The organism is Herbiconiux sp. VKM Ac-2851 (genome assembly GCF_013205105.1).
GTDB lineage: Bacteria > Actinomycetota > Actinomycetes > Actinomycetales > Microbacteriaceae > Herbiconiux > Herbiconiux flava.
Window position 1 is genome coordinate 637,921 of the sequence record NZ_JABMLJ010000003.1, and the last position, 18,183, is coordinate 656,103.

An 18,183-nucleotide genomic window follows, 5' to 3' on the forward strand; every position below is an offset into this window, starting at 1 on the left:
GGGCTACTTGGCGACGGGGGACGTCGTGGCGCTCGTGCGGGTGACTGCCGTGTAGGCGGTCTTCGCGCCCTTGACCGAGACGGTGAGCTTCGCACCGGCGTCTGCCGCGACCGGCTTGTAGGTGGGGGCGGTGGCGCCGGAGATGGCGACGCCGTTGCGCTTCCACTGGTAGGTCAGGGTCACCGGCAGCGGAGCCCAGGTTCCCGACTTCGCGGTGAGTACGGTGCCGACCTTCGGGGTGCCGGAGATGGTCGGCGTGGGGGAGGCCGTGAGGATGCCGGCGCCGATGACGGCGGTGGCGGCGCTCGACTTGGACACCGTGGTGTAGCCCGAGCGCTTGCCGGAGACGACCACGGTGACGGTCGCGCCGCGGTCGGCGGCAGCGAGCAGGTAGGTGGGGGCGGTGGCGCCGGCGATGGCGACGCCGTTGCGCTTCCACTGGTAGCTCAGGCTCGTGGTGGCCGGGGTCCAGGCGGCGAGCTGGGCGGTGAGCGTGCGGCCGACCTTGGTGGTGCCGGCGATGGTGGGGGCCGGAGTCGCGGTGAAGGTCTTGGCCAGCACCGGCGAGGTCGGCGCGCTGTCCTTGCTTCCCGTGGCGTAGCCGGGCTTGTCGGCCGAGACCGTCACCGAGACCGTCTTGCCGAGCTGGGCGGCCGTGAGGGTGAAGGTGCTCTTGGTGGCGTCGGCGTTCGGGATCGGGACCCCTCCGGCCTTCCAGTGGTAGGTGAGCTTCGCGGGCACGGGTGCCCAGGTGCCCGCCTTGGCGGTCAGCGTCGAGCCGACCTTCGCGGTTCCCGTGATCGTGGGCTTCGGTGCCGTGGTGAAGGCGGCCGCGGCGATCGGGGCGGTCGCCGCGCTGAGGACCTGCTCGGTCGGGTACCCCGTCTTCGAGCCGATCACCATGGCCCGGAGGGTCCAGCCGATGTCGGCGACGGTCGGCACGTACGTCTTCGACGTGGCGCCGGTGATGGGGTCGCCGTCGCGGAACCACTGGTACTGCAGGGTCGTCGGCGTTGGCGTCCACGTGCCGACGGTCACCGTGAGCGTCTTGCCGACGGTGGTCGTGCCCGTGACCTTCGGCTTGACCGTGGCGAACTTCGCGACCACGGTGAACTCCACGGAGGCCAAGCCGCTCGTTCCGCCGAAGCCGTCGGCGACCCGGTAGAAGAACGAGTCGTAGCCCGAGTAGCCGGCGTCGGGCGTGTAGGTGAAGCCGCCGTCGGTCTTCAGGGTCACCGTGCCGTGGTCGGGGCCGGACACGGCGGTGGGCACCACGGTGAGGTCGTCGAGCTCGGCGTCGGTGTCGTTGGCGAGCAGGGAGCCGGTCGGGGCCACGAACGGCTTGTCGGCGGGCACGGTGTACGTGTCCCGGACGGCGACGGGAGCCGTGTCGGGGAGGATGTGGATGGTGATGATGCCCGGCAGCACATTGGTGTTGCCGTAGACGTCGTGGATGTCGTAGGTCATGTAGTCGTCGCCGAAATGCCCGGGAGTCGAGATATAGAGGAACGAACCGGCGCGGCTGGTGTCGATCGTGCCTTTGGAGGGTTTGGTCCAGCTGGTGAGGAGCACCGGCTGACCGGTGGGGTCGATGTCGTTCCCGAGCACCGACGACCACGGGAATCGCGCGGGGTGGCCCGCGACGACGGTGAAGGTGTCGGCGTTGGCGGTGAGGTCGGTGAATCCTCCGAGCTTCGCCTCGGCGCCCTGCGGGGTGAGTTCCGCCGGTACGGGGGCCGACGTGGGGGTCGGTGCGGGCGTGGGAGCCGGGGTCGCGGGCGCCGAGGGGGCCGGGGACGGAGTGGCGGTCGGCGTCGCCGAGGGCGTGGGCTGAGCATCCGTCGTCGAAGCGGGCGCCGGGGTCGAGGTGGGGGCCGGGGTCGAGGCGGGCGCCGGGGTCGAGGTGGGTGCCGGATGCGCGTCGGACTCACTCGCGTGGGCGAACGCGGCGGGGCTGCCGATGCACAGGAGGGCGGCGAGGCCGAAGGCGGCTCCGGTGGTGCCGATGGTTCTGGCCGGGGTGGAGGTGGGGCCGTTGCGCCGCATGGTCGTTGCTCTTCTCAGTAGGGTCACCCTGTCGGTGATGACGTTCCGCAACAGTACGAAGACAGGCCTGCCGGGGGTCAGGGTGGTGACTACGGTGATTTCCGCGAGGGGTACGGTAGCGCGCCGGAACCCGGCCGACGGCACTGCGGTAACGGGTGCAGGGGAGCCGAGTCAACCCCGTGGGAGCGGGGCGGTGGCCCGGGTGGGATGGGCACATGGACAGGATCTTCTACGCCGGCGATTCGATCCTCACGGGAACCGCGATCGCCAAGGCGCTTCTGGAGTACGCGGAGGCGCTGGCCAAGGCCGGCACCTCGGCCACGGTCGAGATCCCGACGCGGCTCGACGACGGGGGAGTGGGGCGCTCGACCTTCCTCGTCGGCCCCGCCAGCCAGCTCGTGGCGGACACGGAGCCGAGCGGCTTCGACGAGATCGAGGACGAGCAGCTGATCGAGCACTTCCGCGCGGAGATGCGGCGGCTGCGCTTCGACTCGCCCGGCGGCCGGGCGGAATCGGCTCCTCCCGAGACGGACGACTCCGACGGGGTGGACGACGCGAACGCCTGGGCCGACGAGCTCTGAGCGAGGCTCCGATCGGGCAGGTCGTCAGCTGAGCGACCGGCTCCAGTCGAAGTCCGGGTCGGCCCGGTGCCAGCGGGCGGCGAGCAGCTCCGCGACGAGCGGCTCGACGAGCAGGGCGACGGCCGGATCGTCGTCGCCCTGGTACCGCACCTGCAGCTCGGCCACCGGGGTGGGCGGAGCCGCCCCCACGAGCACGACCGTGGCAGCGCGCGAGCCGAGCCACTCGAGTGCCGGCGCATCCCACACCGACCCGGCGAACAGCAGTGCCCGATAGTCGAGCGTCTTCGACAGGTACACGTCCACGTGCGACCAGTCGCCGGTCTCGCTCGCCCAGGCCGGCCGGCGTGGCACCTCGCGCAGCATCAGCGCCGACTGCTGTGCCGACGACAGCCGCTCGACCGGAGCGAGCAGGAAGGTGCCGTCGGGTCCGCCGAGCAGGCGGTCGGCGTCGTCGATCCAGGATGCCGCCGAGCCGAGCAGCTCCTCGGCACTCGCCGCGGCGGCGCGGGCGAGGGCGGCCGGGTCGCGCACCCCGAGCAGCGCCGGCACGCCGGCAGCGACGGTCGAGGCATGCCCCACCGGAACGGCCGGCCGCAGCAGCGCCGCCAGCACCACGAGCGTGTGCCGGAAGGTGCGGCACGACACCCCGCTCGCCTCGACTCCGGCGACGAGCGGCACGACGAGGTCGGCCCGGGCGGCGAGGGCAGAGTCCTCGACGTTCGTGACCGCGATCAGCCGCCCGGCCCCCCGATACCGCTCGACGGCGTGCAGCACCTCGGCGCTGCCTCCCGTCGCCGAGACGGCCACGACGACGAGGTCGGCGGCGGGCGGCGGGAGCAGAGCGGTGCTGGCGAGCTCGACCACGACGTCGCGCCCGAGGCTGCGCGCCTCGCGGGCGACGACGGCTGCGGCGTAGGCGCTCGAGCCCATGCCGAGCACGAGCACGCGCAGCCGCGGGGGAGCGAGCAGCGTCCGCGCACGCTCCAGGCCCGGGAGGCCGCTCGAGAGGGCGTCGGCGAGCTGCCGGAGCGCCCCCGGGATGGCGCTCAGGTCGTCGGCGAAGCGGGCGGGGTCCACGGCGGGTCCTCTCGGTCGGCGGTCGGGGCGTAGCGCGCGGTGATCCCCGCGTCGGGAGCGTAGTTCCAGCGGGGAAGGAAGCGCGCCGCGTAGCTCAGCTCGCGGGCGAACTGCTCGACCTCGAGCGCCGGGAGCAGCCGCTCGTCGAGGAGGTCGTCGGCGCCGGCGTCGTGCAGCGCGCTGCGGTATGCGGCCAGCAGCTGCGCGCGGGCGGCGTCGGCCCAGGCGGTGACCCGGGCATCCGCGCGGCCGAGTCGCCGCTGCGCGATGGAGCCCACCAGATCGACCGACACCAGGAGATGGGCGACATCGACCGCCGCCGGTTCGAGCTCGTCGGCGACGAGCGAGGCGGGGGAGTTCTGCGGATCGCCGTCGAGGTCGACGACGAGGTAACGGGGCGTGCCGGCTTCGGGCACCCGCAGGAACTGCCCCACGTGCAGATCGCCGTGCACGGGGATGAGGCGCCCGGCCGCCGTGTCGGGCAGAGTGTCGGCGAGCGACCGCAGGGCGGGCATCCGGTTCGCCAGGCGCACGGAGGTGTCACCCTCCGCCACCTCGGCGGCCCGGTCGAGCGCGTCGTGCACCCGTGATCGGAGGCCGGCGTCAGGCGAGGTTGCCCGAGGCGGTACGTCAGCCGCCAGCGCGAGGTGCAGCCGGGCCGTCAGCGCGCCGAGCTCGCCCGGCCACAGCGGCGCCGGGCCCCCGCCGAGGTGCTCGAGCAGATCGTCGACCGCCCAGGTCCATCCATCGCTCGCGCCCGCCACGTACTCGCTGACGACGGCGACCGTGCCGGTGCCGAGGCCGGGCACCGTCCACTCGATGCGGCCGGCGGTGCGCGGCACGAAGTCGGCCCCGGCGGCGGCGAGCCGATCGAGCTGCCGCACCGAGCGTTCGGCCCCGCCCCAGTCGCGCACGACCTTCACGAGGAAGGCCTCGTCGACCACGACGGCCCAGTTCGTCATGTCGACCCCGAGGTCCCGCTCGACGCCCGCTTCCGGTGCGCGCGCCGGGCCGGCGGTGACGACCCGTGCCGTGCCGGCGTCGACGAGCGGCGGATGCCCGCGCAGCACCATCGCGGCGAGCTCCGCCCCCACGCCCGAGCCCGCTCGGGCCGCACCTCCCGAGCCGTCGACGACGCGCAGTCGCGCATCGGTCAGCGTCACCGCGCCCGAGGCGGTGGGAAGGCGGAAGTCCACTCGCCCAGGCTATCGATTCCTTGAACTCCAATTCGAACAATCATGTAAATTCCGCCATTCAGGCCCCTCTTGGGCATTGTTATTCCTTGCTGGACGGTGCAACAATCGGCCAACCCAGTTCTCGCGACCCGACCAGGAGGCAACCGTGCGATTCCGAAAGTCCGCAGCAGTGCTCGCCGGAGCGGCGGTGACCGCGCTCTCGCTGTCCTCGTGCGCCGGCAGTTCGTCCGAGGCCATCGACCCGGAGGCGGACCTCAGTAAGCAGAGCCTCGTCGTCAGCATCTGGGCCGACTACTACCCCGAGACCCTCGCGGAGGACTTCGAGGCCGAGACGGGCATCCCCGTCACCATCGTGAACCACGCCACCAACGAGGAGATCGTCGCGAAGCTCACCGCCAGCGGCGACCCCGGCATCGACGTCGCCTTCGTGTCGGGGCAGTACGCCCAGGCGCTGAACGAGGCGGGGCTGCTGCAGGAGCTCGAGAAGTCGCTCATCCCGAACGAGGAGAACCTCTACCCCGAGGCCCTCGAGCTCGCCTACGACGAGGGCAACGTCTACTCCGAGCCCTACGCCTGGGGCACCACCGGGCTCTGCTACCGCCCCGACCTCACCGGCTTCGCGCCGACCTCGTGGAACGACCTGCTGAACCCGCGGCCCGAGCTCGAGGGCAAGACCACCATGCTCTCGACCGAGCGCTGGATGGCCCTGCCCGCGCTGAAGGTGCTCGGGGAGTCGGTCAACTCCACCGACCCGGCCGTGCTCGAGAAGGTCAAGGAGCAGATGGAGTCGACGAAGGACACGCTGCTCGCCTTCGACGACACCACGTTCTACAGCAAGCTCGTCTCGGGCGAGGCCGCCATGGTCGAGGCCTGGGACGGCTGGTGCAACTACGCCATCGCCGAGGACCCGACGGTGGAGTTCGTGGTGCCCGAAGAGGGCAGCGACCTCTGGGTCGACACCATGACCGTGCTGAAGAGCTCGAAGAACAAGGAGGCCGCGATGGCCTTCGTGAACTACATCCTCGAGGCCGACGTGCAGAAGTACGTGGCCGAGTCGATCCTGTACTCCGTGCCGAACAAGGCCGCCATCGACTCGCTCGATCCCGCGCTCGTCGAGCAGTTCCCGAATTTGGCCCTGCCGCCGTCGGAGCTGCTGAAGGGCGAGACCGTCGTCGACGTGGGCGAGTTCGGCACCGAGTACACCCGCCTCGCCACCGAGATCATGGCCGCCGGCTGAGCGAGCCCCGCCCCATGACCGTTCCCACCGGTACCGTGCAGAACCGCCCGGCACCCCCGCCCGCCGCCTCCCGGCCTGCCGCCCCCGCGCGCAGGCCGGGGGCGAGGGCCCGCTTCGCCGCCGTGCCCCTCGTCGGGCCCGGCGCGCTCTACATCACGCTGCTCGTGCTCGTGCCGGTCGCGCTGATCACCGTCTACTCCTTCTTCGAGCGCGGGCGCTTCGGCGGGGTCGTCTGGACCTTCACGCTCGACAACTTCGCGCGGCTGTTCGACCCGCTCTACCTCTCCGTCGTCGGCAACTCCCTCGTCATCGCCGCGATCGTCACGCTGCTCGCGCTGCTGATCGGCTACCCGACCGCGTTGATGATCACCCGGCTCTCGCCGAAGTGGCGCACTGTCGCGCTGATCGCGGTGCTGCTGCCGTTCTGGACGAACTTCCTGATCCGCACCTACGCCTGGATCCTGCTGCTGAACAACGCCGGCTGGGTGAACCAGGCGCTGCAGGCCCTGGGCATCACCGACGAGCCGATCTCGATGCTCTACACCCCGCAGGCGGTGGTGGTCGGGCTGCTCTACATGTACCTGCCGCTGATGATCCTGCCGCTCTACTCGGCGCTCGCGCACCAGGACCGTCAGCTCGGCGAGGCCGCCACCGACCTCGGCGCGAGCCCGTTCCGGGTCTTCCGCACCGTGACGGTGCCGCTGTCGATCCCCGGCATCCTGACCGGCTGCGTCTTCGTGTTCGTGCCGGCGATGAGCAATTTCGTCATCCCCGAGCTGATCGGAGGCGGCAAGACGGTGCTCGTCGGCAACCTCATCCGCGACCAGTTCCTGAAGGCCCGCGACTGGCCGTTCGGTGCAGCGCTCGCGCTGGTGCTGACCGTCTCGTTGCTGCTGCTGCTCGTGCTGCAGAGCCGCCTGTCGAAGCGCCTCACCGAGGGCAAGCGTCAGGCCGAGGGGAAGAAGGTGCGCCGCGATGCGTGAGTCCCGTTTCATCCGCATCCCGTTCTGGCTGACGTTCGCGTTCCTCTACCTGCCGATCGTGGTCGTCGTCGTGATCTCGTTCAACGACTCCTCGAACCTCTTCGTCTGGAAGGGCTTCACCCTCGACTGGTACGGGGTGCTGTTCAGCGACCAGACGATCCTGCAGGGGCTCGTCAACACGCTGATCGTGGCGACCGGCTCGACCGCGATCGCGTGCGTGCTCGGCACGCTGCTCGCCGTCGGCATCCAGCGGCACACCCGCGGGGGCCTCATCCGGGCCTTCGCCCTGGCGCCCGCGCTGCTGCCCGACCTGCTGCTCGGCATCGGCATCCTGAGCGTGTTCTCACTGCTCGGCTTCACCCTCGGGCTCTACTCGGTGCTGCTCTCGCACGCGGCCTTCTCGATCGCGTTCGTCACCGCGATCGTGCTGGCGCGGCTGAGCCAGCTCGACCCGAGCCTCGAGGAGGCGTCGCGCGATCTCGGTGCCGGCCCGGTGCGCACCTTCACGCGGGTGACCCTGCCGCAGCTGGCCCCGGGCATCGTGGCCGGTGCCCTGCTCAGCTTCACCCTCTCGATCGACGAGTTCGTGATCGCCTTCTTCACCTCGGCACCCACCACTCCGACCCTGCCGATCGTCATCTACTCGATGGTGCGGTTCGGGGTCACGCCCGAGATCAACGCGCTCGCCACCGTCCTCCTGTTCGTCAGCGTCGTCGCCGTCCTCGGTGCGCAGCGCCTCACCCGCGTCACGGAAGCCCTATGACCATGGACACGCACGCTCCCCTCAGCCGGGCGGATGCCCGCGCCGACGCCACCACCCGCCCCGAGCTCCTCGTGCTGAGCGGTGTCAGCCACTCCTACGGCGGAGTGCGGGCGCTGCACGATATCGACCTCACGATCGGCGACAACGAGTTCTTCGCCCTGCTCGGACCCTCGGGCTGCGGCAAGACGACCCTGCTGCGCTCGATCGCCGGCTTCGAGACCCCCGAGTCGGGCACGATCGCCCTCGACGGCGTCGACCTGATCTCGACGCCCGCGCACAAGCGGCCCGTCAACATGATGTTCCAGTCCTACGCGCTGTTCCCGCACCTCAGCGTGGAGCGGAACGTCGCCTACGGGCTCGAGGCGGAGGGTCTCGGCAAGGCCGAGGTGAAACGCCGAGTCGGCGAGGCCATCGAGACCGTCGGGCTCGGCACCTTCGCGCGGCGCCGGCCGTCGCAGCTCTCGGGCGGTCAGCGCCAGCGCGTGGCGCTCGCCCGCGCGATCGTGAAGCGCCCCCGGCTGCTGCTGCTCGACGAGCCGCTGTCCGCGCTCGACCGCAAGGTGCGCGCCGACATGCAGCTCGAGCTGAAGCGCCTGCAGCACGAGGTCGGCATGACCTTCGTGGTCGTCACCCACGACCAGGAGGAGGCCATGTCGATGGCCGACCGGGTGGCCGTGCTCGACGCCGGGCGGGTCGAGCAGCTCGACACCCCCGTCGGCCTCTACTCGAACCCCCGCACCCGCTTCGTCGCCGAGTTCATCGGCTCGTCGAGCCTGTTCGACGGCACGGCGACGGCCGGGGGCGTCGACGTGCCGGGCCTGGCGCTGCTTCCCGCCGCGCACGCCCAGCCCATCGGTTCCGCGGTCACCCTGGTGGTGCGACCCGAGGACATCGAGGTCGTCGCTCCCGGCGGCGCGGGCCTCCTCGAGGGCGTCGTGATCGACACCTACTTCCTCGGCGGCAGCTCGACCGTCTCGGTGGCGGTGCCCGGCCGCGAGAAGCCGATCGGATGCACGGTGCACGCCACGAGCACCGCCCGCCGCGGCGACACCGTCGGCCTCCGCATCGACCACGCCCGCTCGGTGGCGGTGGCCGACACCCGGCCGGCCGCCCTCGGAGGGACCGAGTCGGCGTGAGCGCCCGCTCAGGCCAGCGCGTGGCCGGTCGACTGGCGGGCGTACTCGACGATCAGGGCGCGGGCGCCGACGTGGTCGATGGTGGGGTGGCGGGCGACCATGCGGTAGCCGTACGCGTCCTCGAGGGCCACGAGGTTGCGGGCGATCGCGAGCGACGAGGCGGTCAGCGTGAAGCTGCCGCGCGCGGCGCCCTGCTCCAGCACGATCTGGTACATGCCGACCTGCCGGTCGTAGAGCGCCGTCAGCAGGGTCGCCATCACGGGGTTGCGCCCGGCCGAGCCGCCGAGCTCGCAGAGCAGCCGCACCTCGGGATCGGTGGAGTCGCTCGGCAGGCCCGAGTCGATCAGGGCCAGCAGCCGCAGCACCGGGTCGTCGTCGAGGCTCTCGAGCATGCGCACCCGCTCCTCGTAGAAGCGCTCCATGCCGGCGCGGTTCGCCTCCATCACGAGCTCGTCGATGTCGGGGTAGTAGTAGAGCACCGCACCGCTCGTCAGGCCCGCCTCCTCGGCCACCCGGTTCAGCCGCGCGCCGTCGGGTCCGTGTTGGGCGATGGTGCGCTGCGCGGCCGCGACGATCTCGCTGCGCCGCTGCTCCTGACGCTTGGGACGGGCCATGGGGCTCCTCGGTGCGGTGGTGGTTCGGGGTGCATCCGTCATTTCGGGCGCAGTTCAATGTTAGGCCGCACTCGCGCGTCATATCGACGACTCACGCGCATCCATTCTTTTCACACCTATTCAAACAACGAGTCAGGAGCTGATTCATGACCGACGAGCGACTCACCGTGCTCTTCATGCCCGAGAGCGCATACGGGCCGACCAACAACTGCATCGGGATCGGCACCGAGCTGCTCGCGCGCGGCCATCGGGTGGTGTTCGCCGCCGAGGCGAGCTGGGCCGGCAAGCTCGAGCGCCTGGGCTTCGAGGAGGACCTCGTCGAGCTCGCCCCGCCGGCGGAGGAGACCGACGGCGAGGGGGCGGACGCCGGGGCGTTCTGGAAGGACTACATCCGGAGCATCGCGCCGGAGTTCGCCAAGCCCACCGAGGCGCAGCTCGAGTCGGTCATCCGGCCCATCTGGGAGGAGCTGATCGAGGGGGCGAAGTACAGCGAGCCCGCGCTGAAGGCGATCATCGAGCGCACCCGGCCCGATGTGATCGTCGAGGACAACGTCGTGCTCTTCCCGGCGCTCGTGACCGCCGGCGTGCCGTTCGTGCGGATCGTCTCGTGCAATCCGCTCGAGGTGCCGGGTGCGGCGATCGCCCCGGCGTTCTCGGGCCTCGCCGACGACGACGCCGAGGGCCACGCGCGCTTCCGCGCCGAGTACGACCGCACCCACCGTGCGCTCTGGCAGGCGTTCGACGCGTGGGTGCAGGAGCAGGGCGCCGCCCCGCTGCCCGAGCTCGAGTTCCTGCCCGCCGGCGACCTCAACCTCTACGTCTACCCCGAGGAGCTCGACTACGTCGACGCCCGTCCGCTCGATGCCAGCTGGCACCGGCTGGAGTCGTCGGTGCGCCAGACCGACGAGCCGTTCGAGCTGCCGGAGGGCTTCGGCGGCCGCCCGCTCGTCTACTTCAGCCTCGGTTCGTTGGGGAGCGCCGATGTCTCGCTGATGCGGAGGGTGATCGCCGTGCTGGCCGAGCTGCCCTACGACGTCATCGTCTCGATGGGGCCGCTGCACGACGAGATCGAGCTGGCGCCGAACATGTGGGGCGCCGAGTTCCTGCCCCAGACCTCGATCATCCCGCTCGTCGATCTCGTGATCACCCACGGCGGCAACAACACGGTCACCGAGGCGCTGCACTTCGGCAAGCCGATGATCCTGCTGCCGCTGTTCTGGGACCAGTACGACAATGCCCAGCGCGTGCACGAGAGGGGTCTCGGCCGGCGCCTGGCGAGCTACGACTTCACCGCCGAGGAGCTCACGGCGGCGCTCGCCGAGCTGCTGGCCGACGCCGCCCTTCGGGAACGGGTCGACGCCATCGGCCGGCGCATCCGCGAGGGCGACGGCGTGCGGCGGGCGGCCGGCCTGATCGAGGCCGCCGCCCTCGAGCGCCGCGGTGCGTCGGCGGCGGTGCCGTCGTGACTCTGCCGCTGGCCGACGGGGCGCAGATCGCGCGGTCGCTGGCGGATGCCCGTCCCACCGCTTTCTGGACCGACCAGCCCGGGGCGCCGGAACCCGGCGAGCCACTCACCGGTTCGACCGACGCCGACCTCGTCGTCGTGGGCGCCGGCTTCACCGGACTCTGGTCGGCCTGGCGCGCGCTCGACCGCGACCCCGGACTCAGCATCCTGGTGCTCGAGGGGCAGAGCGTCGGATTCGGCGCGAGCGGCCGCAACGGCGGCTTCGTCTCGGCCTCGCTCACCCACGGGCTCGCGCACGGCCGGCACCTCTGGCCCGGCGAGCTGACCGCGCTGCACGAGGAGGGCGAGCACAACCTCGCCGAGCTCGTGCGGCAGGTGACCGAGGCGGGCATCGACTGCGACCTCCAGCTCACCGGCAAGACGGCCCTGGCGGTGGAGCCGTGGCAGGTCGACGCGCTCGCCGAGTCGGCGGAGCTCGCCCGCGAGTTCGGGGAGGACGTCGAGCTGCAGAGTCGCGAGGAGGTGCAGGCCGACGTGCACTCCCCGACGTACCTCGCCGGTCTCCGTTCGCGGGCCGGCAACGTGATGGTGGATCCCGCCCGGCTCGCCTGGGGCATGGCCGCGGTGCTGCGGGCCCGCGGTGTGCGGATCGTCGAGGGCAGCCCGGTGCGGTCGATCGAGCGCAGCGGGGTCGGGGTGCGGCTCAGCACCCCCGCCGGTTCGGTGACCGCACGACAGGCCGTCGTCGCCACCGCCGCCTACCCGTCTCCGCTGAAGCGGCTGCGCACCTGGATCATGCCGCTCTACGACCACGCCCTGATGACCGAGCCGCTGACCGCCTCGCAGCTGCAGTCGATCGGCTGGGGCGAGCGGCAGGGGCTGACCGACTCCGGCAACCAGTTCCACTACTACCGGCTGAGCGCGGACGACCGCATCCTCTGGGGCGGTTGGGACGCGCTCTACTACCGCGGAGGCCGCGTCGACCCGGCGCTGGAGCAGGAGGGTGGATCGCACGAGCTGCTCGCCCGCCAGTTCTTCGAGACCTTCCCCCAGCTCGCCGACGTCTCGTTCAGCCACCGCTGGGCCGGGCCGATCGACTCGACGACGCGCTTCACGGCCGCCTACGGGACGGCGTTCGGCGGGCGGGTCGCCTACGCGGCGGGGCACACCGGTCTCGGGGTCGGCGCCGCCCGGTTCTCGGCCGACGTCGCCCTCGACCTGCTCGACGGCACCCCGACCTCGCGCACCCGCTTCGAGATCGTGCGCAAACGGCCCTTCCCCATCCCGCCCGAGCCGTTCCGCAACCCGATCGTGCAGTTCACCCGCTCCCGGATGATCGCCGCCGACGACAACGGCGGGCGCCGGGGCCTCTGGCTGCGGGCGCTCGACGCCGCGGGCCTCGGCTTCAACTCCTGAGCCGGCGCACCACCCTCTTCACCTTCCCGCACCTCACGAACGGACGACAGACATGACCACGGGCACCACGGGCACCTTCATCGGCAACGAGTACCGGCCGGGCACGGGCGGAACCGCCCCGCTGATCGACCCCGCCACCGGCGAGAAGGCGAGCGAGATCGCCCACTCCGGCCCGTCCGACGTCGACGAGGCCGTCGCTGCCGCCCGCGCCGCGGCCCCGGCCTGGGCCGCGCAGACGCCCGGCACCCGGGCGCGCGTGCTGCTGAAGCTCGCCGATGCCATCGAGGAGCACGCCGACGAGCTCGCCCGCATCGAGACCCGCGAGTCGGGCAAGCCCTACCTCACGGGGCTCGACGGCGAGATCCCGTTCGCCGCCGACAACCTGCGCTTCTTCGCCGGAGCCGCCCGCTCGCTCGACGGCACGGGGGCCGGCGTGTTCAGCGAGGGCTTCACCTCGGTGCTCACCCGGCGGCCCGTCGGGGTGGTGGCCGGCATCACGCCGTGGAACTTCCCGCTGATCATGGCGCTGTGGAAGGCGGGGCCGGCGCTCGCCGCCGGCAACACGAGCATCCTGAAGCCGGCTCCGCCGACGCCCGGCACGACCCTCCGGCTCGCGGAGCTCGCCGCCGAGTGCGGGCTGCCCGCGGGCGTGCTCAACGTCGTGACGGGGCACACCGAGGTGGGATCGGCGCTCGCCGGGCATCCGGGAGTCGACATGGTGAGCGTCACGGGGTCGACCCGCACGGGCCAGGCCGTGATGCGCGGCGCCGTCGAGGGCGTGAAGCGGGTGCACCTGGAGCTCGGCGGCAAGGCGCCCGCGCTCGTGTTCGCCGACGCCGACATCGCGGCGATGGCCCACGCGCTGGCGCTCGGCTCGACGTACAACACCGGGCAGGACTGCACCGCGGCGACCCGGGTCTACATCCAGCGGGAGCGGTTCGACGACGGCGTGGCCGCCCTGCGGGCCGAGCTCGCCGGCATCCGGGTCGGCGACCCGATGAGCGACCAGACCGACGTGGGGCCGCTGATCTCGGCCGAGCACCGCGATCGCGTGCACGGCTTCGTCAGCCGAGCCGTCTCCGAGGGCGCCGAGGTGCTCGTGGGCGGATCGCCGCTCGAACGGGTCGGCTCGTACTTCCCGCCGACGCTCATCGTCGGCGCCGCCCAGAGTTCGGAGATCGTGCAGGGGGAGGTGTTCGGCCCGGTGCTCGTGGCGCTGCCCTTCGACGACGAGGCCGACGCGGTGCGGCTGGCGAACGACAGCGCGTACGGGCTCGCCTCGTCGGTGTGGACGAACGACGTCGCGCGGGCGATCCGGGTGAGTCAGCTGCTCGACGTCGGGGTGACCTGGGTGAACGACCACCTGCCGATCGCCTCGGAGGCGCCGCACGGCGGGGTGAAGGGCTCCGGCTTCGGCAAGGACATGAGCATCGAGCCGTTGCTGGACTACTCCGTGACGCGGCACCTGATGATCCGGCACGCGGCGCCGCCCGCGACGACGGGCTACCGGCCCGCGTAGCGCCCGGACCCGGACGGGATCGGCAGTCCTGCCGATGTGCCGGTGGGGACCGGAGGCGTCGAATGGTGGGACCACGTCGTCGTCCGGGAGGAGAAGGCCATGAGAGCAGTCGTCTACGAGGGTCCGCATCAGGTGAGCGTGAAGGACGTTCCCGACGCCCGGATCGAACGCCCCACCGATGCGCTGGTGCGCATCACCACCACGAACATCTGCGGGTCCGACCTGCACATGTACGAGGGGCGCACCGATTTCGAACCGGGGCGCTGGTTCGGGCACGAGAACATGGGCGAGGTCGTCGAGGTGGGCGACGGCGTCGACAAGCTGCGGGTCGGGGACAGAGTGGTGATGCCGTTCAACGTCGCCTGCGGCCACTGCAAGAACTGCGAGCGCGGGCTCACCAACTACTGCCTGACCGCTCAGCCCGAGAAGGCCTTCGCGGGTGCCGCCTACGGCTTCGCCGACATGGGGCCGTGGGCCGGCGGCCAGGCCGAGCTGCTGCGGGTTCCCTGGGCCGACTTCAACTGCCTGCGGCTGGGGGAGGACGCGGACGAGCGGGCGTCGGACTACGTCATGCTCGCCGACATCTTCCCCACCGGGTACCACGCCACCGAGATGGCCGGGGTGCAGCCGGGAGATCAGACCGTCATCTACGGGGCCGGCCCGGTGGGACTGATGGCGGCGCTGTCCGCGACGATCCGGGGGGCCGCCAAGGTCATGGTCGTGGACCGGCACCCGGATCGGCTCGCCCTCGCCGAATCGATCGGGGCGATCGCGATCGACGACTCCGAGGTCGACCCGGTCGAGGCCGTGCTCGAGCAGACGATGGGGCTCGGTGCGGACAACGGCTGCGAGTGCGTGGGGTATCAGGCGCACGACCCGGGCGGGGACGAGCATCCGAACCTCACCATGAACCGGCTGGTCTCCTCGGTGCGCTTCACCGGCCGGATCGGCTGCGTGGGGGTGTTCGTGCCCCAGGACCCCGGGGCCTCGGACGAGCTGGCCAAGCAGGGACAGCTCGCCTTCGACTACGGGATGTTCTGGTTCAAGGGTCAGCAGCTCGGCAGCGGACAGGCCCCGGTCAAGAAGTACAACCGGAGACTGCGGGACCTGATCGCGGAGGGGCGCGCCACCCCGTCGTTCATCGTCAGCCACGAGCTGCCGCTCGATCGGGCACCTGAGGCGTACGAGCGCTTCGACGCGCGCGAGGACGGCTGGACGAAAGTCGTGCTGAAGCCAGGTCTGGCCGCCTGATGCCGGCGGGCGCGACCCGGCCGGAGGCGCGCCGGCCGGAACCCAGCGGCAATCGCCAGCACGAGTCGGAGTACCGCTGGCGCGCCAACAGCCTGTGGATCGTGCCGCTGCTGTGCATCGCCGGAGGTGCGATCGTGGCGGTGATCACCCTGAGCATCGACGGCGCGCTGGGCTACGACCGGCTCCCGTCGGACGTGCTCGGCACGCCGACGGCGGTGCAGACGATCCTGAGCACCGCCGCGTCGGCGATGCTCACCCTGACGACGATCGTGCTCACGGTGCTGACCCTCGGGGTGCAGCTGGCGATGCAGCAGTTCTCGCCCCGGATCGTGCGGGCGCTGCTGGCCGATCGGCGCAGCCAGCTCGCGCACGGCCTGTTCGCGGCCACGTTCCTCTACTGCATGATCGCGGTGGCGAAGGTGGACGAGTCGGCGCAGCCGGGTGACCAGGTGCCGAGCGTCACCGTCGCCGTCGCCTACCTGCTGCTGCTCGCGAGCCTGATCGCCCTCGTGGGCTACGTGCACCACGCCGGGCAGTCGTTGCGCGTCGCCGGCCTGATCGACCTGGTGGGCGACAACCTGCAGGAGGAGATCGAGCGGGCGTTCCCCCTGACGTCACCTCCGGTGACGGGGGAGCGGGTGATCACGATGCCGGAGTCGGGCGTCGTCGTGATGCTCGACGTCGACGGCCTGATCGACCGGGCCCGGCGCGCCGGGGACCGCTTCGAGATGCTCGTCGCGGTCGGCGACTTCGTGCCGCGCTGTGGGCCCGTGCTGCGGCACAGCGGCGACCGGCCCCTCGACGAGTCGGCGATCCGCCGGATGGTCGTGCTCGACAATGAGCGCAGCCATGTGGGAGACGCGGCGTACGGATTCCGGAAGCTCGTCGACATCACCGAGCGGAGCATCGCCTCGAGCCCGCAGCACGATCCCGCCACGGCCGTGCAGGCCATCGATCGGCTGCACGACGCCATGCGGCAGCTGTGCCTGCGGGAGCTGCCGGGTTCGCAGCATCACGACGCCGCCGGCGTACTGCGGCTGGTGACCCGTGAACTGGCCTGGCGAGGCTATGTCGCGATCGCGTTCGACGAGGTCGTGCTCGTCGCCCGGTCGTCCCCACCGGTGGTGCGGCGGCTGCTCGCCGCGTTCGACGACCTGATCGAGGTCGCCCCGCCCGATCGGCGCCCCCCGCTGGAGGAGCGGCGCGCACGCCTTGTCGCCGGCACCGAGGAGGAGGGCATCCCGATGCTGCCCGATCTCCAGGGCATCGGCTCGGGAAGGGACCTGCTCGAGACGGACTGAGGAGCGGGTGGTCAGACCGCCCGGCTCCCCGAGGCCGGCACGTAGAGTCCCTCGCGATGCGCCAGGACCGCCGCGTGGGTGCGGGTGGGCGACGCCAGCTTGACGAGGATGTGCTCGACGTGGGTGGCCACCGTCCGCGGTGTCACGACCAGTCCTTCCGAGATCTGCTGGTTCGAGCATCCGTCGACCAGCAGCCCGAGCACCTCGAACTCGCGGGGGTCAGACCGTGGTCGACTCGCACGGGGGACAGCAGCACCACGCCCAGCCGGCGCGAGCGGCGCGGCTCGGTGAACGCCAGGTAGGACACCCGGACGTGCTGGGGCGAGTCGGCTGCGCCGCCCGTCGGCCAGAGGAAGGTCAGGTGCAGCTCACCCTCGATCAGGCGACCCCGCACCGTGTCGAGGAGGGGGCAGCCGCTGTCGAAGAGCTCATGGCCGGGGAGATCGGGCAGCGGTTCGCACCCGCTCCGCTCGAGCAGCACCGTGCCGGCGTAGGCGTCGTCGACGAGGACGGACGTGGTGACCATGGCGCGATGGTGCTCGCCGCCCGCGAGACCCGCAAGGGGATTGCGTCGGGTGGCAGCCGTGTGTCAGGTGCGGGCGTCGGCCACGTCGCGGGCCTTGAGGTGGCGGGTGGTCGAGACGGGCTGCGTGCCGAGCACGACCTTGCCGCGCGAGTGCAGCCGCTGCAGGTCGGCGTAGGCGCGGTTCACGTCGGCGAGCGGGTAGAAGCCCGAGATGAGCAGGGTGAAGGCCTGCGTCTCCGCGAGGCGCACGAGGGTCTCGAGCTGGCGGGTGCCGTGCTCGACCGACTCCGTGTCGTCGCGCAGCAGGGCGAGCTCGACCTCGCGGCGGTCGGCGCTCGAGCGATAGCGCTCGGTGGGCGCGTCGAGCTCCCGGGCCAGCTCGTGGCCGTCCTGGCCGAAGTTGTCGATGAAGGCGGTGACGCCTCCGGGGGCCGCCGCGCGGATGCGGTCGGCGATGCCCGGGCCGTACTCCACCGGCACGATGCCGAGCTGGCGCAGGTAGTCGAAGTTGCGGGCGCCGCAGGTTCCGATGACCTTCGCGCCGCGATGCTTCGCGAGCTGCGCCTCGATGCTGCCGACCCCGCCGGCGGCCGCTGAGATGACGACGGTGTCGCCCGCGCCGATGTGCAGGTCGTCGAGGGTGTCGAGCGCGGTGACGCCGGCGAGGTAGAGGCCGCCGGCCGTCTCCCAGCTGAGCCGCGACGGCTTCTTGACGAGCGCCGACCCCGGCACCGTGAGGTAGGTGGCGTGCGCGCCCGAGCGCACGTGCCCGACCACGTCGGAGCCCCGCGGGAAGCGGGGGTCGGCCGAGTCGACGACGATGCCCGCGAAGTCGCTGCCCGAGCGGCGGGGGAAGGGCTCGTCGGCCCAGGTGGACTCCCGGCCGTCGCGGATGAAGATGTCGATGTGGCTGATGCCGGTGGCGATCACCTCGACCGTGACGTGCCCGGGCGGGGGCGGCGCGAGTGGTCGCGTGCGGTTCTCCAGTACCTCGACGTCGCCCGTGCGGTCGTACTCGACGACCCTGGTCTCGCTCGGCTTCTTCACCGCGATCACCTCGATCCTGTGGATA

The 18,183-nt window shown here is 71.7% G+C and carries 17 protein-coding genes; 10 read left to right on the forward strand and 7 right to left on the reverse strand.

Annotated features, from left to right (window positions below):
- Nucleotides 1-3: 3 nt before the first annotated feature.
- Entirely contained in the window at nt 4-2,046 is a 2,043-nt protein-coding gene (locus HQQ85_RS16270) for an Ig-like domain-containing protein (protein ID WP_173183544.1), read from the reverse strand.
- Nucleotides 2,047-2,261: 215 nt separating this feature from the next.
- On the opposite strand from HQQ85_RS16270, the gene HQQ85_RS16275 reads away from it, so the two are divergent.
- Nucleotides 2,262-2,627 (forward strand): hypothetical protein, encoded by a 366-nt coding sequence (locus tag HQQ85_RS16275; protein WP_173183545.1) that lies wholly within the window; start codon nt 2,262-2,264, stop codon nt 2,625-2,627.
- Nucleotides 2,628-2,651: 24 nt separating this feature from the next.
- On the opposite strand, the gene HQQ85_RS16280 is transcribed toward HQQ85_RS16275, so the two are convergent.
- Complete coding sequence (locus HQQ85_RS16280) at nt 2,652-3,704, reverse strand: SIS domain-containing protein (protein ID WP_173183546.1); 1,053 nt, start codon at nt 3,702-3,704, stop codon at nt 2,652-2,654.
- Entirely contained in the window at nt 3,674-4,900 is a 1,227-nt protein-coding gene (locus HQQ85_RS16285; RefSeq protein ID WP_173183547.1) for a hypothetical protein, read from the reverse strand. The genes HQQ85_RS16280 and HQQ85_RS16285 overlap by 31 nt, the downstream gene beginning before the upstream one ends.
- Nucleotides 4,901-5,045: 145 nt before the next feature.
- Here HQQ85_RS16285 and HQQ85_RS16290 point away from each other — a divergent pair, with 145 nt between their 5' ends.
- The 4 genes from HQQ85_RS16290 to HQQ85_RS16305 are packed head-to-tail and all read left to right on the forward strand — an operon-like array spanning nt 5,046 to nt 9,019.
- The gene (locus tag HQQ85_RS16290) at nt 5,046-6,137 is read left to right on the forward strand and encodes a spermidine/putrescine ABC transporter substrate-binding protein (protein WP_216851766.1); all 1,092 of its coding nucleotides are present in this window, start codon (nt 5,046-5,048) and stop codon (nt 6,135-6,137) included.
- A gap of 14 nt (nt 6,138-6,151) precedes the next feature.
- Nucleotides 6,152-7,120 carry an ABC transporter permease gene (locus HQQ85_RS16295; RefSeq protein ID WP_173183548.1) on the forward strand — a complete coding sequence of 323 codons (969 nt, stop codon included), beginning with the start codon at nt 6,152-6,154 and terminating at the stop codon, nt 7,118-7,120.
- Entirely contained in the window at nt 7,113-7,883 is a 771-nt protein-coding gene (locus tag HQQ85_RS16300; RefSeq protein WP_173183549.1) for an ABC transporter permease, read from the forward strand. The genes HQQ85_RS16295 and HQQ85_RS16300 overlap by 8 nt, the downstream gene beginning before the upstream one ends.
- Entirely contained in the window at nt 7,880-9,019 is a 1,140-nt protein-coding gene (locus HQQ85_RS16305) for an ABC transporter ATP-binding protein (RefSeq protein WP_173183550.1), read from the forward strand. The genes HQQ85_RS16300 and HQQ85_RS16305 overlap by 4 nt, the downstream gene beginning before the upstream one ends.
- A gap of 8 nt (nt 9,020-9,027) precedes the next feature.
- Here the strand turns inward: HQQ85_RS16305 and HQQ85_RS16310 are convergent, their stop codons facing one another.
- Nucleotides 9,028-9,633 carry a TetR/AcrR family transcriptional regulator gene (locus tag HQQ85_RS16310; RefSeq protein ID WP_173183551.1) on the reverse strand — a complete coding sequence of 202 codons (606 nt, stop codon included), beginning with the start codon at nt 9,631-9,633 and terminating at the stop codon, nt 9,028-9,030.
- 146 nt (nt 9,634-9,779) lie between these two features.
- Here HQQ85_RS16310 and HQQ85_RS16315 point away from each other — a divergent pair, with 146 nt between their 5' ends.
- From HQQ85_RS16315 to HQQ85_RS16335, 5 genes are all read left to right on the forward strand, one after another.
- Nucleotides 9,780-11,099 carry a glycosyltransferase gene (locus HQQ85_RS16315; RefSeq protein ID WP_173183552.1) on the forward strand — a complete coding sequence of 440 codons (1,320 nt, stop codon included), beginning with the start codon at nt 9,780-9,782 and terminating at the stop codon, nt 11,097-11,099.
- Entirely contained in the window at nt 11,096-12,514 is a 1,419-nt protein-coding gene (locus HQQ85_RS16320; protein ID WP_371741936.1) for an NAD(P)/FAD-dependent oxidoreductase, read from the forward strand. Before HQQ85_RS16315 ends, HQQ85_RS16320 begins: the two co-directional genes overlap by 4 nt.
- 52 nt (nt 12,515-12,566) lie before the next feature.
- Nucleotides 12,567-14,033, forward strand: coding sequence for an aminobutyraldehyde dehydrogenase (locus tag HQQ85_RS16325; protein WP_173183553.1), 1,467 nt, complete (start codon nt 12,567-12,569; stop codon nt 14,031-14,033).
- A gap of 99 nt (nt 14,034-14,132) precedes the next feature.
- Nucleotides 14,133-15,284: a glutathione-independent formaldehyde dehydrogenase gene (locus tag HQQ85_RS16330; RefSeq protein WP_173183554.1), complete on the forward strand. Its 1,152-nt coding sequence runs from the start codon at nt 14,133-14,135 to the stop codon at nt 15,282-15,284.
- Complete coding sequence (locus HQQ85_RS16335; protein ID WP_173183555.1) at nt 15,284-16,585, forward strand: DUF2254 domain-containing protein; 1,302 nt, start codon at nt 15,284-15,286, stop codon at nt 16,583-16,585. The genes HQQ85_RS16330 and HQQ85_RS16335 overlap by 1 nt, the downstream gene beginning before the upstream one ends.
- An 11-nt stretch (nt 16,586-16,596) precedes the next feature.
- On the opposite strand, the gene HQQ85_RS16340 is transcribed toward HQQ85_RS16335, so the two are convergent.
- From HQQ85_RS16340 to HQQ85_RS16350, 3 genes are all read right to left on the reverse strand, one after another.
- Nucleotides 16,597-16,788 (reverse strand): helix-turn-helix transcriptional regulator, encoded by a 192-nt coding sequence (locus tag HQQ85_RS16340; RefSeq protein ID WP_173183556.1) that lies wholly within the window; start codon nt 16,786-16,788, stop codon nt 16,597-16,599.
- The gene (locus HQQ85_RS16345; RefSeq protein ID WP_173183557.1) at nt 16,728-17,111 is read right to left on the reverse strand and encodes a hypothetical protein; all 384 of its coding nucleotides are present in this window, start codon (nt 17,109-17,111) and stop codon (nt 16,728-16,730) included. The genes HQQ85_RS16340 and HQQ85_RS16345 overlap by 61 nt, the downstream gene beginning before the upstream one ends.
- Nucleotides 17,112-17,174: 63 nt before the next feature.
- Nucleotides 17,175-18,158, reverse strand: coding sequence for an NADP-dependent oxidoreductase (locus HQQ85_RS16350; protein ID WP_371741937.1), 984 nt, complete (start codon nt 18,156-18,158; stop codon nt 17,175-17,177).
- Between the last annotated feature and the right edge of the window lie 25 nt (nt 18,159-18,183).

Bases quoted from the DNA above. Each gene is read 5' to 3' on its own strand.
- HQQ85_RS16270 (WP_173183544.1), bottom strand. From the start codon at position 2,046: ATGCGGCGCAACGGCCCCACCTCCACCCCGGCCAGAACCATCGGCACC.
- HQQ85_RS16275 (WP_173183545.1), top strand. From the start codon at position 2,262: ATGGACAGGATCTTCTACGCCGGCGATTCGATCCTCACGGGAACCGCG.
- HQQ85_RS16295 (WP_173183548.1), top strand. From the start codon at position 6,152: ATGACCGTTCCCACCGGTACCGTGCAGAACCGCCCGGCACCCCCGCCC.
- HQQ85_RS16300 (WP_173183549.1), top strand. From the start codon at position 7,113: ATGCGTGAGTCCCGTTTCATCCGCATCCCGTTCTGGCTGACGTTCGCG.
- HQQ85_RS16305 (WP_173183550.1), top strand. From the start codon at position 7,880: ATGACCATGGACACGCACGCTCCCCTCAGCCGGGCGGATGCCCGCGCC.
- HQQ85_RS16310 (WP_173183551.1), bottom strand. From the start codon at position 9,633: ATGGCCCGTCCCAAGCGTCAGGAGCAGCGGCGCAGCGAGATCGTCGCG.
- HQQ85_RS16315 (WP_173183552.1), top strand. From the start codon at position 9,780: ATGACCGACGAGCGACTCACCGTGCTCTTCATGCCCGAGAGCGCATAC.
- HQQ85_RS16325 (WP_173183553.1), top strand. From the start codon at position 12,567: ATGACCACGGGCACCACGGGCACCTTCATCGGCAACGAGTACCGGCCG.
- HQQ85_RS16330 (WP_173183554.1), top strand. From the start codon at position 14,133: ATGAGAGCAGTCGTCTACGAGGGTCCGCATCAGGTGAGCGTGAAGGAC.
- HQQ85_RS16335 (WP_173183555.1), top strand. From the start codon at position 15,284: ATGCCGGCGGGCGCGACCCGGCCGGAGGCGCGCCGGCCGGAACCCAGC.
- HQQ85_RS16345 (WP_173183557.1), bottom strand. From the start codon at position 17,111: ATGGTCACCACGTCCGTCCTCGTCGACGACGCCTACGCCGGCACGGTG.